The sequence below is a fragment of the Hymenobacter sp. BT559 genome (genome assembly GCF_016427535.1).
In the GTDB taxonomy this organism is placed as follows: Bacteria; Bacteroidota; Bacteroidia; order Cytophagales; family Hymenobacteraceae; genus Hymenobacter.
The window spans coordinates 359,905-375,670 of the sequence record NZ_JAELXV010000006.1 but is presented as its reverse complement, the minus strand read 5'-3'; the positions used below and the strand labels follow the sequence as shown (position 1 = coordinate 375,670).

Annotated in this window: 15 protein-coding genes; 6 read left to right on the top strand and 9 right to left on the bottom strand. The window is 57.5% G+C overall.

The annotated features are described in order from the left end of the window. Window positions 1–12: 12 nt before the first annotated feature. Complete coding sequence (locus tag JAO77_RS19650) at window positions 13–591, bottom strand: DUF6799 domain-containing protein (protein WP_198992134.1); 579 nt, start codon at window positions 589–591, stop codon at window positions 13–15. Window positions 592–735: 144 nt separating this feature from the next. Here JAO77_RS19650 and JAO77_RS19645 point away from each other — a divergent pair, with 144 nt between their 5' ends. Both JAO77_RS19645 and JAO77_RS19640 read left to right on the top strand, forming a co-directional pair. Next, the gene (locus tag JAO77_RS19645) at window positions 736–1,191 is read left to right on the top strand and encodes a MarR family winged helix-turn-helix transcriptional regulator (protein ID WP_198992133.1); all 456 of its coding nucleotides are present in this window, start codon (window positions 736–738) and stop codon (window positions 1,189–1,191) included. A gap of 50 nt (window positions 1,192–1,241) precedes the next feature. Continuing rightward, a complete protein-coding gene (locus JAO77_RS19640; protein ID WP_198992132.1) occupies window positions 1,242–1,880 on the top strand; it encodes a YceI family protein in 639 nt (212 codons plus the stop codon). A 77-nt stretch (window positions 1,881–1,957) separates the two neighbouring features. Here the strand turns inward: JAO77_RS19640 and JAO77_RS19635 are convergent, their stop codons facing one another. Both JAO77_RS19635 and lpdA read right to left on the bottom strand, forming a co-directional pair. Further along, the gene (locus JAO77_RS19635) at window positions 1,958–2,668 is read right to left on the bottom strand and encodes a hypothetical protein (protein ID WP_198992131.1); all 711 of its coding nucleotides are present in this window, start codon (window positions 2,666–2,668) and stop codon (window positions 1,958–1,960) included. 99 nt (window positions 2,669–2,767) lie between these two features. Beyond that, complete coding sequence (gene lpdA, locus JAO77_RS19630) at window positions 2,768–4,162, bottom strand: dihydrolipoyl dehydrogenase (RefSeq protein ID WP_198992130.1); 1,395 nt, start codon at window positions 4,160–4,162, stop codon at window positions 2,768–2,770. Between the two features lie 228 nt (window positions 4,163–4,390). On the opposite strand from lpdA, the gene JAO77_RS19625 reads away from it, so the two are divergent. Further along, window positions 4,391–5,221, top strand: a complete 831-nt coding sequence (locus JAO77_RS19625; RefSeq protein ID WP_198992129.1) for a tetratricopeptide repeat protein — start codon at window positions 4,391–4,393, stop codon at window positions 5,219–5,221. A gap of 211 nt (window positions 5,222–5,432) precedes the next feature. Here the strand turns inward: JAO77_RS19625 and JAO77_RS19620 are convergent, their stop codons facing one another. From JAO77_RS19620 to JAO77_RS19595, 6 genes are all read right to left on the bottom strand, one after another. After that, a complete protein-coding gene (locus JAO77_RS19620) occupies window positions 5,433–5,969 on the bottom strand; it encodes a YfiT family bacillithiol transferase (protein ID WP_198992128.1) in 537 nt (178 codons plus the stop codon). A 14-nt stretch (window positions 5,970–5,983) separates the two neighbouring features. Further along, the gene (locus tag JAO77_RS19615) at window positions 5,984–6,517 is read right to left on the bottom strand and encodes a YfiT family bacillithiol transferase (RefSeq protein WP_198992127.1); all 534 of its coding nucleotides are present in this window, start codon (window positions 6,515–6,517) and stop codon (window positions 5,984–5,986) included. A 171-nt stretch (window positions 6,518–6,688) separates the two neighbouring features. Continuing rightward, window positions 6,689–7,216 (bottom strand): hypothetical protein, encoded by a 528-nt coding sequence (locus JAO77_RS19610; RefSeq protein ID WP_198992126.1) that lies wholly within the window; start codon window positions 7,214–7,216, stop codon window positions 6,689–6,691. Window positions 7,217–7,220: 4 nt separating this feature from the next. Next, window positions 7,221–8,486, bottom strand: a complete 1,266-nt coding sequence (gene icd, locus JAO77_RS19605; protein WP_198992125.1) for an NADP-dependent isocitrate dehydrogenase — start codon at window positions 8,484–8,486, stop codon at window positions 7,221–7,223. Between the two features lie 147 nt (window positions 8,487–8,633). Beyond that, window positions 8,634–11,606 (bottom strand): M16 family metallopeptidase, encoded by a 2,973-nt coding sequence (locus JAO77_RS19600; RefSeq protein ID WP_370550255.1) that lies wholly within the window; start codon window positions 11,604–11,606, stop codon window positions 8,634–8,636. 355 nt (window positions 11,607–11,961) lie between these two features. Further along, window positions 11,962–13,611: a DEAD/DEAH box helicase gene (locus JAO77_RS19595; protein ID WP_198992182.1), complete on the bottom strand. Its 1,650-nt coding sequence runs from the start codon at window positions 13,609–13,611 to the stop codon at window positions 11,962–11,964. 254 nt (window positions 13,612–13,865) lie between these two features. Between JAO77_RS19595 and JAO77_RS19590 the strand changes: the two genes are divergently transcribed. Genes JAO77_RS19590 through JAO77_RS19580 form a run of 3 tightly spaced genes read left to right on the top strand, consistent with a single transcriptional unit; the run spans window position 13,866 to window position 15,694 of the window. Then, the gene (locus tag JAO77_RS19590; RefSeq protein ID WP_198992124.1) at window positions 13,866–14,609 is read left to right on the top strand and encodes a class I SAM-dependent methyltransferase; all 744 of its coding nucleotides are present in this window, start codon (window positions 13,866–13,868) and stop codon (window positions 14,607–14,609) included. A gap of 51 nt (window positions 14,610–14,660) precedes the next feature. Beyond that, window positions 14,661–15,011, top strand: a complete 351-nt coding sequence (locus JAO77_RS19585; protein ID WP_198992123.1) for a hypothetical protein — start codon at window positions 14,661–14,663, stop codon at window positions 15,009–15,011. Beyond that, entirely contained in the window at window positions 15,002–15,694 is a 693-nt protein-coding gene (locus tag JAO77_RS19580; RefSeq protein ID WP_198992122.1) for an ATP-binding cassette domain-containing protein, read from the top strand. The genes JAO77_RS19585 and JAO77_RS19580 overlap by 10 nt, the downstream gene beginning before the upstream one ends. The last annotated feature ends 72 nt before the right edge of the window (window positions 15,695–15,766 follow it).

The window sequence follows — 15,766 nt, the reverse complement described above, 5'->3', positions numbered from 1 at the left end:
AGCTGCCCTAGGTTACTCGCGCTTGGCTGCTTTCAACTGCGCGTCGATTTCCTGTAGCTGCTTGTCCACCGCGTCGGTGTTGGGTGGGTTGGTAATGGTTTGGTTGTAGAGGGCCATTTTGCGATTGAGCAGCTCAATCTTGCGCATCAAGAGCTGCTCGCGCTCGGTGGGCGCGTCGCTGAGCACGCGGGCGGGGGCAGTGCCCACGTGCACGTAGGGGTCAAACTTGGCATTGGCCGCTACGGTCGTATCGCCGCGAGCCGCGGCCGCGCTGGCGGGCGTTCCAAACACGATGCCACCCTCGGCATTCACGTAGTCGCCTTCGCGTAGCGTGGTGATTTTGCCGGTGGGCAGCTCCACAATACCGCTACGCACGTTTATTTTGGTGCCGTTGGGCAGCCGAACGTTCTGGCTGAGAGGCGTGACCTTGGTACCAGTGCGCTGCACCACAGCCCCGCGGGTAAATAGATACTGAGTAGTGCGGCCCGGGCGTACCGGCTGGCCGCCAGTGGGCTGAGCCGCGGCGAGGTGGGGGGTAGCAGCCAGGCCTGCCCCGAGGAGTAGGCTGGCTAGCAGATGAGTAAGGCGCATAGTGTAGAAAGAAAGGAAGGGTGAAAAGAGTGTACGCAAAAGTCGACAGATATTGCGGTCTAAAAAAAATTAGCAAAAAAGCGTGAACGATGTTGCAACATTAAATGTAGGTACATTAAATTTGCAGTCGTAATCAGTTACCCCATGCGCCTGGAAGACGAAATCAAGCAGCCTACTTTTAAGAGTGAAGCCCACAAGGCTTACCTCAATGTAGTGTACACGGCTGGCTGGCTGGGTCAGCGCCAGGCCGCAGCCTTTAAGCTCTACGGCCTGACCTCGCCCCAATTTAACGTGCTACGCATCTTGCGTGGGCAGCATCCGCTGCCCGCTACGGTGGCGCTGCTCATCGAGCGCATGCTCGATAAAACCAGCAATGCTTCGCGCATAGTAGACAAGTTGGAAGAGAAAAAGTTGGTTACCCGCACGGTGTGCCCCGCCAACCGCCGCGCCGTGGACATCCGCATTACCGAAGCGGGCTTGCACCTGCTACGCCAAATAGATGAAGACGAGCAGGCCAACCCCGCGCGCAATAGCCTCGATAAGCTTTCGGTTGCTGAGCAGCGCCAGCTCAACACGTTACTCGATAAAATTCGGGCCTGATATTTGTTTACCCGGCCCACCACTCTAACCTTTCTTACCTTTTTTCAATCATGAAAAAAATCTTGTTGCCCGCCCTCCTAGGGGCTGCTTTGCTGGCTGCGCCGGCTGCTTTCGCTCAAAAGTCTGTTTCTAAGTCGGCTACGGCCGCCGTGGCTACCTACAAGGTGCAGCCGCAGCTGAGCACCCTGGGTTGGGAAGGCAAAGCCGTAACCCACGGCCACAACGGCACCATGCAGTTCACTGGTGGCGACCTACAAGTGCGCAATAACATGGTAACTGGCGGCACCGTGACCGTGGATATGAAGTCGATGAAAGCTACCGACATCACCGACGCCGATAACCACGCCAAATTCGTGGGCCATATGAGCAGCGACGACTTCTTTGGTGTAGAAAAGAACCCAACCGCTGTCTTCAAAATCACGAGCATTACCCCCATCGCCGGTGCTAAGGCCGACGCTGACAACGCTACCATCACCGGCGACATGACCATCAAGGGCGTGACGCAGAAAGTAAGCTTCCCCGCCAAAGTAGGTGTGAAAAACGGAGTAGCCGCCGCTACTGGCAAAGCAACCATCGACCGCACTAAATTCGGTCTAAAGTATGGTTCGAAGAGCTTCTTCGACAGCATTGGCGACAAAGCTATCAACGATGAGTTTACGCTGACTTTCAACGTAATCGCTAAGCAGTAATCTTGCTTAACCTAGGTCAATAAAAAAGGCTCCGCGTACGCGGAGCCTTTTTTATTGACCTAGGAGTTTTTGACCAACTAATTAGTAGTAGGTCTAGGGGCGCTAGCTGGGGGCAGGGCGGGCGCGGCGGGGGTAGTTGAGGCTACCGAGCGTAGCTCTAGCCGCAGTGGAGCCACATTGTATTCGCGCACACTTATCAGACCATAAACCGTTTCGCCGGGAGCGATATTGCGGTTGGTAAGGTCAAACTGCTGAAGTTCGCGGCGAAAATTACCGTTGGCCATTGAGGCGCCCAGCATATTGCCGCCCGCAATGAAAGGGCCAGTGGGAATAAAAGTGCCTGGAGAGGTAGATGTCACGTAGCCGTTGGAGGTGGTAGTTGTGGCACCCACGCGGAAGTTTAGCAGCACATAAAGCAAGTAAATAGCCACCCCTTGCTTCAGCTCTTGTGCAGCAACGTCGGGCGACACGGGTACTATAGCGCGGTCGCCATAGTACAAAACGGCGTCGCGTGTAAAATTGATTTCTGCACCCGTATTATTCTTAACTTGTATGGCGATAACGTGGTAGCCCTTCTTCTGCTCCTTCTTAATGTACTTCTTGTTACGGCCTTGAGTGCGAAGCGCATCAAACTGATAGCTAAACTGAAGCGGCGCTTCTACCGATGAGGATTGATAAGTAGCGATGCGGTCGGGGCGGATAGGTGTATAAGAGCCGGCGCAGCCACTACCTACTAAAGTGCAGCCTGTAAGTAGCGCTGCCAGAGAACGAGTAATTTGTTGTTTCATCTAAAAATGATAGAAATAGGAATAAGTGCAATCAAATATAGAGCACGAAAAAAGCCGGCCTATTGTATAGGCCGGCTTTTCTATTAAAGATTATACTTTTTATAGGTGAATCACCTCATCGTAAGCCGCAGCGGCAGCTTCCATGATGGCCTCGCTCATGGTGGGGTGGGGGTGCACCGACTTGATGATTTCGTGGCCGGTGGTTTCGAGCTTGCGCGCTACTACTACCTCCGCAATCATCTCGGTCACGTTGGCGCCAATCATGTGGGCGCCGAGCCACTCGCCGTATTTGGCGTCAAAAATCACTTTTACGAAGCCGTCCTTCACGCCGCCCGCGGCCGCTTTGCCCGAGGCTGAGAAGGGGAATTTGCCTACTTTCACTTCGTAGCCCTTGGCCTTGGCTTCGGCCTCGGTAAAGCCCACGCTGGCAATCTCGGGCTGGGCGTAGGTGCAACCAGGGATGTTAGTGTAGTTGAGCGGCTCGGGGTGGTGGCCCGTGATTTTCTCTACGCAGATGATGCCTTCGGCCGAAGCCACGTGCGCCAGCGCCGGACCCGGAATGATGTCGCCGATGGCGTAGATGCCGGGTACATTGGTCTGGTAGAAGTCATCGACTAGCACGCGGCCACGCTCGGTCTTGATGCCCAGCTCTTCGAGGCCGATGTTTTCGATGTTGGTTTGCACACCTACAGCGCTCAGCACCACATCGCAGGCAATTTGCTCTTCGCCCTTCTGGGTTTTGATGAACACGTTGCAGCCCGCGCCGCTGGTGTCCACTTTAGTCACCTCAGCGTTGGTGAGGATGTTGATGCCCAGCTTCTTGTAGGACTTCTCCATCTGGCGCGAAATCTCCTCGTCTTCTACCGGCACGATGCGGGGCAGGTATTCCACGATGGTTACTTCGGCACCTAGGGAGCGGTAGAAGTAGGCAAACTCGACACCGATGGCGCCCGAGCCCACTACCACCATGCGCTTGGGCATGCTGTCGGGGGTCATGGCCTTGCGGTAGCCAATGATTTTTTTGTCGTCGATGGGCAAGTTGGGCAGCTGGCGGGCGCGGGCGCCGGTAGCCAAGATGATGCTCTTGGCCTCCACGGTTTCTTTGGTGCCGTCGGCCTTGGTTACTTCTACCTTGCCGGGGGCCAGGAGCTTGCCAGTGCCGTTTACTACCTCGATTTTATTCTTTTTGAACAAGAAGTTGATGCCCTTGCTCATGCCATCGGCCACACCCCGGCTGCGCTTGATAACGGCGTTGAAGTCGAAGCCAGCGCCCTGCACCGTCAGGCCGTAGTCTTGGGCGTGCTGGAGGTACTCGTATACCTGGGCGGTCTTGAGCAGGGCTTTGGTGGGGATACAGCCCCAGTTGAGGCAGATGCCACCCAGCGACTCGCGCTCGACCACGCCCACTTTCAGCCCAAGCTGCGCGGCGCGGATAGCGGCCACGTAACCACCGGGCCCTGAACCAATTACTACCAGGTCAAATTGCAATGCCATGAGAAAAACGTGCGGGAAATAAACAGAAAGAGAAATGCTAGCTAAGCCAGCCCTGCAAAGATAGGCCAGCCGGGGGCGCGCGTGCTACCTAGGCTGACGCCCCCCGCCCTAGGTAGGCGGCGTGGCTATCTAATAACAAGGAGTTGGCAACCACCGTTCGGACTTTTGCCGTAAAAGGCGCTGGCTTTTATTTTACAAGTAGGCATACCGTGCCCCTTATCCACGTTGATGAAATCAGTTTTTCCGCACCTAGTACCCGTTGCGTTGGCCGGGCTGGCTTTGGCAACCAGCTGCGCTACCGCCACTACTGAAAAAGAGCGCCCCAGCAGCACGGTGGCTACCCCCGTGGCCGCTCCCGCCCCCGTTACTCCCGAAACGGCCACTGCCACCACGGCCTCTACGGAGGGAAGCGTATCGGTAGCCGCTCTCGATGCCCCTGCCGCCGAGGCCACCGACGCTACCGCCGACCCCACCGCACCTTCGGCCGCTGAGGCCTCGGCCGCCCGCGCCGCCGAAAAGAAAATGACTGTTGCCGACTACAAGTACCAACTGGCCCGCGCCAACGTGTCGCTGCGCACCAACCCCCGCAACCCTAGGGCCTTGATAGAGCGCGCTAAGGCTAATTCTAACCTCAAGAACTACAAAGACGCGGCGCCCGACTACGCTGCCGCTCTCCGCTTGCAGCGCAACAACCCCGACCTCTATTATAACAAAGGGGTGAACGAGCTGATGCTGAAACAATATAAAGCAGCAGCTAACGACTTCAGCGGGGCCGTAAAGTACCGGCCCGACGACAAGGAGGCTTTCTTTGGCCGGGGCGTGGCCAAGATGCAGATGTACCAGTACAAGGCTGCTGTGTCGGACTTCACCCGCGCCATCGCCATCGACTCGCTCTACGCCGATGCCATTGAGTACCGCGGCATCAGCTACGCCAGCTTCGACCGCTTGAAGGAGGCTCGCCGCGACCTCACCAAGGCTGCTCAGCTCAACCCCGAAGCCGAAAAAAGCCTGCGCCGCTACGGCAAAGGCAACAGCTTGGTGCGCGGCGGCAACAAATAATCCTAGGTCTTACTTTACACGACAACGCCACGTGGTATCGTTCCACGTGGCGTTGCCGTGTAAAGTAAGACCTAGGGTTACTATTAACTTAAAACGCGGTTGTCATTGCGAGCGCAGCGAAGCAATCTTTCCTTTACATCTGTCTGACGCCAGCCAATGACAAGGAAGGATTGCTTCGCTGCGTTCGCAATGACAGCCGTTGTGGCTATTGCTATTTAGCCAATAGCTCTATGTGCCCTAGGTGGTGCTGGCCGTGCCAGGCGTACTGCACTAGCGCCTGGTCGAGGGTAAGAGTAGTGTGGTAGCGCGGGTGGTAAAAAGTGCGCTGCCACTGTGCTTCCGTTAGGTGCTGGAGGAGTATTACCCAGCGGCTGTGCAGGCTTTCGAGCAGCGCCAACGAAACGGTAATGGGCGTGGCGGCCACGTCGGGCAGCTCGGCCCAGGCCGCTTCGTCAAAGGGCCGCACGGTAGGGTTGTCCTCGGTTAGGGCCAGCCGAAAGCGGCTGTATAGGTTGAGGTGCGTATCGGCAAGGTGATGAATAACCTGGCGGCCGGTCCAGCCACCAGGGCGGTAGGGAAGCTGCAGGCGTTCGCCCCCTGCTCGGCGGGCGGCCTCTGTCAGCTTGGCCGGCAGGTCGGCCAGCTGCTGAAGGTAAGGCGCTCGCTCGGCCGCCGTGAGGGGGGCAGTTGGCAGCTGTGGCCGCCCCACGGGATAGCGCAGCTGCTCCTCAGAAGTAGGTATAAGCATTAGGTTAGACTATATTAAGCAGTGAGCAAAGCTAGGTGCCCTAGGTGGTGCCGCCCGTGCCAGGCGTACAGCGCTAGCGCCTGGTCAAGCGTAGTGGTTCGCTTGGTTTCGGGATGGTAAAATGTACGCTGCCACTGCGCCCCTGTGAGGTGGTGTAGCAGCGTTACCCAGCGGCTGTGCAGGCTTGCTAGCAGCGCCAGCGACACGGCCACTGGCGTAGCAGCTACGTCGGGCAGCTCAGCCCACGTACCTTCATCATAAGGCCGGATGGTTGGGTTGTCTTCCGTCAGGGCTAGGCGAAAGCGGCAGTAGCTGTTAATATGAGAGTCGGCCACGTGGTGAATGACTTGCTGGCCCGTCCAGCCACCTGGGCGGTAGGGCAGTTGCAGGTGCTCAGGTCCGACTCGGATGGTCATGGCGCCTAGGTCATTCGGTAGGTCGGCCAGCTGCTGAAGGTAGGTGGCGCGCTCGGCGGGCGTGAGTGGGGCAGTAGGTAGCTGCGGCAGGCCAATAGGATAGCGCAGGTGGTCGTCTTCGGGAGTAAGCATGGGCAAAGGTGTTAGCTCGCAAATGTAGCTGCCTACTCAAAACAGTGCTGATTCACTTATGCTGGTGATAATTTGAGTGAAATTCCCGTAATTACTGCAGCTTAATAACACCTATACCACCTTACTCGAACTATAGCAGAATACAATGCGCTAAATACATATAAACCGGACTTAATCTTTAAATAAAAAATCTATCCGTGTTTTATTTGTGATTTTAGAATCAAAGCTAAAAGCACATATCCATCCTGAAGGCAATTTATATGTTTTAGCCCAGCCACGTTTCAAGTTAACATTAAGTGGATTCGCTTTGAGCTTTTCAAAAGTATCCGAAGGCCTAATACCTTCAGGAGTCTTAAAGTTGGGGTCGTTAGTAGAGATGAAGCTATAATGTTTTCTTTTCTCTACCGCTTCATATATGATTCCTTGATAGATAAATCGAAATCCAGGTTCAATATTGATACTTGAGTCTAGGATAAGAAAATCTTTTTCTATAATCTTAATACAATCTTTATCCACCATTTTACCAATAGCTAAGCTGCAATCATTTATTCCAGCGGAGCAGGTTATAAATAGTAGGCTAAATAAGAAGCCACACTTAAGTGCGGTATTAAAAGCTAAGAGTCGCATATAACTAAATGTAAAACCCCCGCGCCAGCCTTTCAGCCAACGCGGGGGTTCGTTGTAATTGGCAATTGCCAAGCTACTACATGTTCTTCACAATCTCTTCGGCAAACTCGCTCGTTTTGAGCAGATTAGCGCCTTCCATCTGGCGTTCGAAGTCGTAGGTTACGCGCTTGCTGGCGATGGCGGCTTCGAGGCCTTTGTTGATGAGGGCGGCGGCTTCTTTCCAGCCTAGGTGCTCCAGCATCATCACGCCCGAGAGGATAACCGAGCCGGGATTCACCTTGTCCTGGTTAGCGTACTTAGGCGCGGTGCCGTGGGTCGCTTCGAAGATGGCGTGGCCGGTTACGTAGTTGATGTTGGCGCCCGGCGCGATACCGATACCGCCTACGATGGCGGCCAGCGCGTCGGAGATATAGTCGCCGTTCAGGTTCAGGGTCGCTACCACTGAGTACTCGGCGGGGCGGAGCAGGATTTGCTGCAAGAACGCATCGGCGATGCTGTCTTTGATGATGAGTTTGCCTTGTTCCTGCGCCTGCTTCTGCAAAGCGTCGGCTACCTGCTGGCCCTGCTTGGCCGCAATTTTATCGTACTGCGCCCAGGTGAACACCTTAGCACCAAACTCCTTTTCGGCCAACTCGTAGCCCCAGGTTTTAAAGGCGCCCTCCGTGAACTTCATGATGTTGCCCTTATGCACCAAGGTCACCGATGGCAGCTTGTGCTCTAGGGCGTACTTGATGGCGGCGCGCACCAGGCGCTCGGTACCTTCCTTCGACACCGGCTTGATGCCGAACGAAGACGAATCGGGGAAGCGAATCTTCTTCACGCCCATCTCGTCCTGCAGAAATTCGAGCATTTTCTGGGCCTGCGGCGTGCCGTTCATGTACTCGATGCCGGCATAGATGTCCTCCGTGTTCTCGCGGAAGATAACCATGTTCGTCAGCTCGGGGTGCCGCACGGGCGAGGGCACGCCCTCGTAGTAGCGCACGGGGCGCACGCAGGCGTACAGGTCCAGTTCCTGGCGCAGGGCCACGTTGAGCGAGCGGATGCCGCCGCCCACGGGCGTGGTCAGCGGGCCTTTAATGCCAACTAGGTAGTCGCGGAATGCGTCGAGGGTATCGTTGGGGAGCCAGTTGTTGAGCTGCTTATACGCTTTCTCACCGGCCAGCACTTCTTTCCATACCAGCTTCTTTTTGCCGCCGTAGGCTTTTTCTACCGCCGCGTCAAACACGAGCTGCGAGGCACGCCAAATGTCCGGCCCAGTGCCGTCGCCCTCGATGAAGGGGATAGTGGGTTGGTCGGGAACATTGAGCTTGCCATTCTTAATGGTTATTTTCTGCTCTGCCATGAGGAAAAAAATTGTTCTGTTTAGTCAGGTTGGGGGTGGGAAAGGGGGGAGTAATGGGTAATGGTTAGTTGTTAAGGATTAATACTGAATCGGCGACTGGTAGTCACCACTCATTAACCATTAACAACTAACCATTACTCATTACAATCAATAGCCGAATATTTCTTTCAGGCTCAGCTGCTCCACAGTGCCGTACTTGGCCAGCTCCTTGAAATTGAGACGGTCTTTGGAGCCGATAACCAGAATCACTTGGTTCTGGCCTTTCACCTTGGCTTGTTGAAATTTTTGGAGCTCGCCAAAGGTCATGTTTTGCGTTTGCTCATACACATCGCGGCGCAGGTCGTAGTCGAGACCTAGGCGGCGCGCGCGCTCGTAGCTGAGCAGGATATTTTCGTGGGTAATGCGGTCGGTAGAAATACTGTTGCGAATCGACTGCTTGGCAATCTGTAAGTTGGCTTCGGCCATCGGCAGGTCGGTGAGCAGGTTTTCCATGCCGCTCATAGCCTCGGGCAGCTTATCGCTCTGCGTGCCGATGTAGCTCACGATGTAGTTCGAGCGCCCGGTTTTGTCGGCATTCGCGTAGCGCGACGAGGCCGAATAGGCCAGCGCCTTGCTTTCGCGCAAGTCCTGAAACACGATGCTGCCCATGCCGCCACCGAAGTACTCATTATACAGTGCTACCGTGGGTGCCAGTGCCTTGCTGTACAGGTCGCCCTTGGTCAGGAACAGGATTTCGGCCTGCACCATCTTGTAGTCAACCCAATAGACCTTCTTGTCCTTCAAAGGTTGCTCCGCAAAGTCCTTGGCGGCCGGCACCGGCTTGAGGGTGGCGGGCGTGCGGTGGTTAGCCCGCATCACATTCCCTAGGTCGGCTACTTCACGCGGACCGTAGTACAGCACGCGGTGTTGGTACGCAGGCAGGCTTTTCAGCAATGCTGTCAGCTGCTCGGGCTTCAGCGCTTTAAGCTGCTGCTCACTGAGCACGTTCGTGAACGGATTCTTGGCGCCGTACTTGGCGTAGTTCAGCATGGCCGCGTTCAGGATAACGCCCTTGTTGAGCTTGGCATCCTGGCGCTGCTTCAAAATGCCGGCTACCATGTTTTGCAGGGCGGCAGCATCGGGGCGGGGCGCGTTGAGCAGCTGCTCAAACAGCTTTACGGCAGGCTCTAGGTTGCTGTCGAGGCCGCTGAGGCTCATCAAGATGCGGTCTTGTCCGCTGCTCACCGCAAACGAGCAGCCGAGCTTGTAAAACTCCTGCTGCAGCTGCGCCGCCGAGTAGTTGCCAGTCCCTAGGTACTGCAAGTAGTCAGTAGCCAAGTCAAGGCGCGGGTCATTGTTGCTACCCAGGTCGATGGCATAGAACAGGCTGAACAGGCCGTTCTCCGTATTCTTAGTGTAGTACAGCGGTAGGCCGGGCTTGAGGTCGGCCGTTTGAATGTCCTTCTTGTAATCCACGAACACCGGCGCGAGGTCGGTGGCGGGCAGCTTGCTCACCTCGGTATAGTAAGCTGAGGCCGCGTCGCGGTTGGCGGGCACCGGCGTGATGGCGGGTTTCACCACCTTCACCGTGTTGGGGTCGGTGCCAGTGCGCTTGTACACGGTCACCGAGTTGGGGCCGTAGTTGTCGTTGGCAAATTTGACGATTTCGGCCTTCGTAATGGTGCCAAAGTCTTCTTGCTGCTTCACGTAGTCGGCCCAGCTCACGCGCTCAATAAACGCCTCGTACATGGCGCTGGCACGCGCCTCGTTGCTTTCGTAGCTCTTGGTGCGGTTCAGCTTTTCGTTGTTCACGATGGCCGGAATAAGCCACTCCGGGAAGTCGCCTTTCTTCACCTTCTCTACCTCGGCCAGCATCAGGCTGCGTACCTCTTCCAGCTTTTGGCCCTGGCGCGGACTGCCGTACAAGATGTGCGTCGAGTAGTCGTCGTTGAGGTCTGTAAAGCTGCTGGCTTGCAGTACTTTCTGCTGCTGATTCAGGTCGAGGTCAAAGAGGCCGGCCTGGCCGTTGGTCAGGATTTTCTCCAGCATCCGTAGGCGTAGGGCGTCGCGGGTGGCCTTGCCGGCAAAGCGGTAGCCTACCATCACGTTTTCGGCCTGTGGCCCGAGTACTTCCTTCGTAATGGGCGCGGTCAACGGCTTTTCCACGGGCGCGTTGAACGCGGGCGCGGGCTTGGCCTGCCAATCACCGAAGTATTTATCAATCAGTCGAATGGTCTGGTCATAATCCAGGTCACCACTCAGGCACAGGGCCACGTTGCCAGGCACATAGTACTGATTGAAGTACTTCTTAATCTCCGTAATCGACGGATTTTGCAAGTGCTCAATCGTGCCGATGGTCGTTTGGGTGCCGTAGGGGTGCGTGGGGTAGAGGCTGGCGTTCAGCGTTTCAAACTCCTTGCTGAAATCGCTGTCCAGCCCGCGGTTTTTCTCCTCGTATACCGCCTCCAGCTCGGTATGAAACAGGCGCGGTACCATTTCCTTAAAGCGCTCAGCCTGTACCGCCGACCACTTTTCGAGCTGGTTGCTCGGAATATCCTCTTGGTAAACGGTTTCCTCGTTGGATGTATGCGCGTTCGAGTTTTTTGAGCCGATGCTACCCATCAGCTTGTCGTACTCGTTGGGCACCGCGTAGCGAGCGGCTACGCCCGAAATAGAGTCAATTTGGTGGTAGGTGCGCTTGCGGGCGGTCGGGTCGTTGCGCTGGCTGCGGTACTGCTCGTACAGCGCCTCTATCTTGTCGAGCTGCGGCTTTTCCTGGGCCCAGTCTTTGGTACCTAGGCGCGATGTGCCTTTGAACACCATGTGCTCGAGGTAGTGTGCCAAGCCGGTGGCCGTGGCCGGGTCGTTCTTAGAGCCTGCCCGCACCGCAATATAGGTTTGGATGCGCGGCGCGTTCTTATAATCAGATAGGTACACCGTTAGGCCATTGGCCAGCTTATACACGCGCACACCCAGTGGGTCGTTGGGGGCAGTGGTGTAAGCGTACTCTTTGAGGGTAGCTACTGCGGCCGTGGTGGGGGAGGTAGTGGCGGCCGTCGCGGCGGGTTTGCTCGACTGGCATTGGGTAGTGAGGCCCAGGGCGGCTAGGGCCGGCAGGAGCAGCAGCGACGGTTTATTCACAATTTTTCTGGGCAGAGCGCAGGCAACTTTCAATAGGGGCACAAAGGTAGAAAGTCATCCGGGGAATAAAAAACGAAATTTTGCCTTATATTACCCACGCTATAAGCGTGTAAATAACAGTTCAATGGATTATTGTTCAAGTGGTTATGAGCAAATCGTTTTAAGCTTTAAAATGTGCTTAGGCCGTATATATCCGAAATAGCCCGTATTTTTCCTCCTTTTTTGGTTAGTCTGCTGCGGACTCCTCTTTGCCACCTCGCATAGGTCAGCTACCCTGGCGCTTGTATAGCTCAAACGAAAGAGCCCACCCACATTCTGCAATGCGGGTGGGCTCTTTCGTTTAAAATGCTTTTACTTACTCGGTGGGTGCCGGAGCCGTGGCCTCAGCAGATGGTGCGCCGCCCTCAGCGGGACGAGGGCCGCGGCCGCTACGGTTGCGGCCTCCCCGCTTGCGGCGGCGTTGGCCTTCTGGCTTCTCACCTTCGGCGCGCGGTTCGCGCGGAGCATCGGTGGCGCCTTCGGCCCGCGGCTCGCGGGGTGGGCGCGGGGCACGTGGTGGGCGGGTACCGCCGTCTTTTGCCTCGCCTTCGGGGCGCGGGGGGCGGCCTTCGCGGGGCGGGGCCACGTAGGGCGCTACTGGGGCTTGGCCAGCGTCGATGGCGGCCAGGCGGGCGGCAGCTTGGGCTAGGCGCTCGGCGCGCTGCGGGTCATTTTTGGCGTCGCCTTCGCGGCGGGGGCCACGGTCGCGGCCACCACCACCGCGGCGGTCACCTTCGGCGCGGGGCGGGCGAGGGCCGCGGTCGCCACCTTCGCCTTCGCGGCGGGGGCCACGGTCGCGGCCGCCCGAGCCACCGCTGCGGCCTCCTTCACGGGGGCCAGTTTTGCCGCGCAGGCCGCTAAAGCGCTTAGGGTCAAACTCAGGCGCTACACCATACCCTAGGGCTTCGGTGATAGCCTGCTTCTCGATTTCGCGCTCGATAAGCTTCTCGATTTTAACAATGCGGTCCTGGTCTTGGTCGGCAATGAAGGTGATGGCCGTGCCCGTAGTAGCTGCGCGGGCCGTACGGCCGATGCGGTGCACATAGTCTTCGGCGGCGCGGGGCACGTCGAAGTTTACCACGTGGCTCAGCGAGTCGATGTCAATACCACGGCTCACCACGTCGGTGGCTACCAGAATGGGAAACTGCTTGTTTTTGAAAGCGCGCATAGTTTCCTCGCGCTCTTCCTGAGTGCGGTCGGAGCTGATGCCCTGGGCCGGGTAGCCCAGCTTGTTGAGCGAGCGCACAATGCCCGCCACGGCCGCTTTCTTAGACGTGAACAACACCATGCTCTGCACATCCTGGGCCTTGATGAGGTGCTCCAGTACGGGTAGTTTCTGGTGGTCGAAGGTCATGTAAAACTGCTGGTTGATGCCGGCAGCGGGCTTACTCACGGCGAGGCGCACCTCGTCGGGCTCGTGCAAAATCTGCTGCGAGAAGTCGCGGATTTTGCTGGGCATGGTGGCCGAGAACAGCAGTGTCTGACGCTCCTTGGGCAGCTGCCGCACGATATTTAGGATATCGTCGGAGAAGCCCATGTCCATCATCTTATCGGCCTCGTCGAGCACCAAGTACTTCAGGTCCTCAAACTTGACGTAGCCGAGCTGCATGTGGGCGATAAGGCGGCCGGGCGTAGCAATAATAATGTCGGCGCCACTAGTGAGTGCGCGCTTCTGCTGCTCCCAGTTCTCAGACTTGCCGCCGCCGTAAATAGCAATGGACGAAGCTTCTACGAAGTAGCCAAAGCCCGTAACCTGCTCATCAATTTGAGTGGCTAGCTCGCGGGTGGGTACCAGGATGAGCGTAGAAGTGGTGCCGTGCCCAGCGTGCGAAATCTTGTCGAGCAGCGGTACGAGGTAGGCGGCCGTTTTGCCGGTGCCGGTTTGGGCGCAGGCGATAAGGTCCTTGCCCGCCAGAATCTTAGGAATCGCCTGCTCCTGAATGGGCGTGGCGTTGAGGTAGTTCATGGCATCCACGCCGGCCAGCAGGTCGTCGTGGAGATTAAATTCGTGGAACGTCAAAGGTTCAGCTGGTAAAGTGAAAGAATAGGGGCTGACCTTTTAAGTCCTGGTCAGCGAACCGCTTATAGTAGTAGTTGTCTGCGGATGGGTATTAGGTAGTAGTCAAGCGTTTTTTACACCGACACCGAACAACTACATCCTGACAACTACCAACAAAGGTACACGGAATAAGTGCCCAGCTATTGCCTACCTTCACTGCCATGTCACTCGACCGTTTCTCTGCCCAGGCTGCCCAGTACGCCCGCTATCGTATTGATTACCCGTCCGAACTCTACGCCTGGTTATTGCCGCAGGTGGCCGGCCGCCTGCGCGCCTGGGACTGCGCCACCGGCAACGGCCAAGTTGCGGCTGTGCTGGCACAGCACTTCCAGGAAGTAGAAGCTACGGACCTCAGCGCCAACCAGCTGGCCCAGGCGCCCGCGCTGCCCAATGTGCACTACCAAGTAGCTACGGCTGAGCATACGCCTTTCCCTGACGAGCGCTTCGACCTGATAACGGTGGCGCAAGCCGTGCACTGGTTCGACCTGCCGGCCTACCATACCGAGGTGCGCCGGGTGTCCGGCCCCGGCACCGTGCTGGCCGAGTGGGGCTACGGGCTGGTGCAAATCGGCGAGCCCGCCCTAGATGCGCTGCTACTGCATTTCCACAACGAAACCGTGGGGCCCTACTGGGACGCCAACCGCTGGCACGTGCTGGATGAATACGCCCGGCTGCAATTTCCGTTTGCTAGGGTGCGCCGGGCGCGGTTTGAGGTGCGCAAGCAGTGGTCGGCCGAATGGTTTTTGGACTACTTGCGCACATGGTCGGCGGTGGCCAACTACGCCCGGCAGCACGACGGCGCCGATGCGGTGCTGCTAGTGGCCGAGGAGCTAACGCGGCTCTGGGGCGCGGGCGAGCGAGAAGTAGTGTTTCCGGTGTTTGCGCGGGCCGGGGTAGTGAGCTGAATACTAGGGCGTGGCTAGCTGCGTTGGGCTTGTCTTAACTAGCTAAATCATATGGCAGTGTGGGGTACGCGGCTTCGGGGAATATGGCTGTTTTACCGCGAGGTGGCGCCGGTGCTGCTGCTCATCAGCGCGGCGCTGCTCTTGGTGATGCAGCTACCCGCAATGATGCAGGTGGCAGGCTTGCACGAGGAAAAGGCAAGCGGCCTGTCGGCCGGCCTGCTGCTGGCCAAGCTGCTAAGCGGATTGGCGGTGTGGTACTTAGCCAGTGAGATGCGCCCGCAGCGGTACTGGTTCTACTACAACCTAGGGCTGTCGCGCGCCTGGCTGTGGGGCGGCGTGGCCGTGCTCGATGGCAGCTTATTTATCGCAGCAGCCCAAGTAATAGCGCGGTTATGGGCCTGAAAAACGAATACGTTGGCAGTGGCTCGCACGTGCTGGAAGCCGATGGTATCCGCGTCGCCTTCGACGGCCGGCAAATTTTAGCTAGCATCTACCTGCGCGTGCAAACCGGCCAAATCGTGGGGCTATTGGGGCGCAACGGCAGCGGCAAATCAACGTTGCTACAGGCAATATTTGGCGCCCGCGCGGTGCCCGATGCTTCGGTGCGCGTAGATGGCCGCCGCGTGGTGCCTGCTTTCCAAACGCCGGGCTTGCTCAATTACTTGCCGCAGGCACCGTTGCTGCCGGCTGGCCTCACGCTGCGCCGGGCCGCTCGGCTGCTGGGCGTAGACCCGCTGGCGGCCAGCGCGGGCTTCCCGGAGCTGCCGGCCCAGCTCGACTGCCACCTAGGTGAGCTATCGGGCGGTTCGGCGCGGCTGTGGCAAGTGCTGTTGCTACTACATGCCAACACCGCCTTCTCGCTGTTTGATGAGCCATTCACGGGCATCATGCCGGTGCACGTAGAAGCCCTAGGGGCCGCCCTACAGCAGGCCCGCCAGCGCAAAGGCTTGCTACTGACCGACCACCGCTACGCCGAGCTGCTGCCGCTGTGCGATGTGGTGTACCTACTACAGCAAGGCCGCCTGCTGCAACTCGGGCCCAACTTTCGGGACGAGTTGGTGGAGTACGGCTACCTACTGGCCTAGGGGCAGGAGGGGTCCTAGGGCTCGCGCCCGGCCGCGCGCTGCCAACTTGCGTAGGTATTTTTCAGCTACACC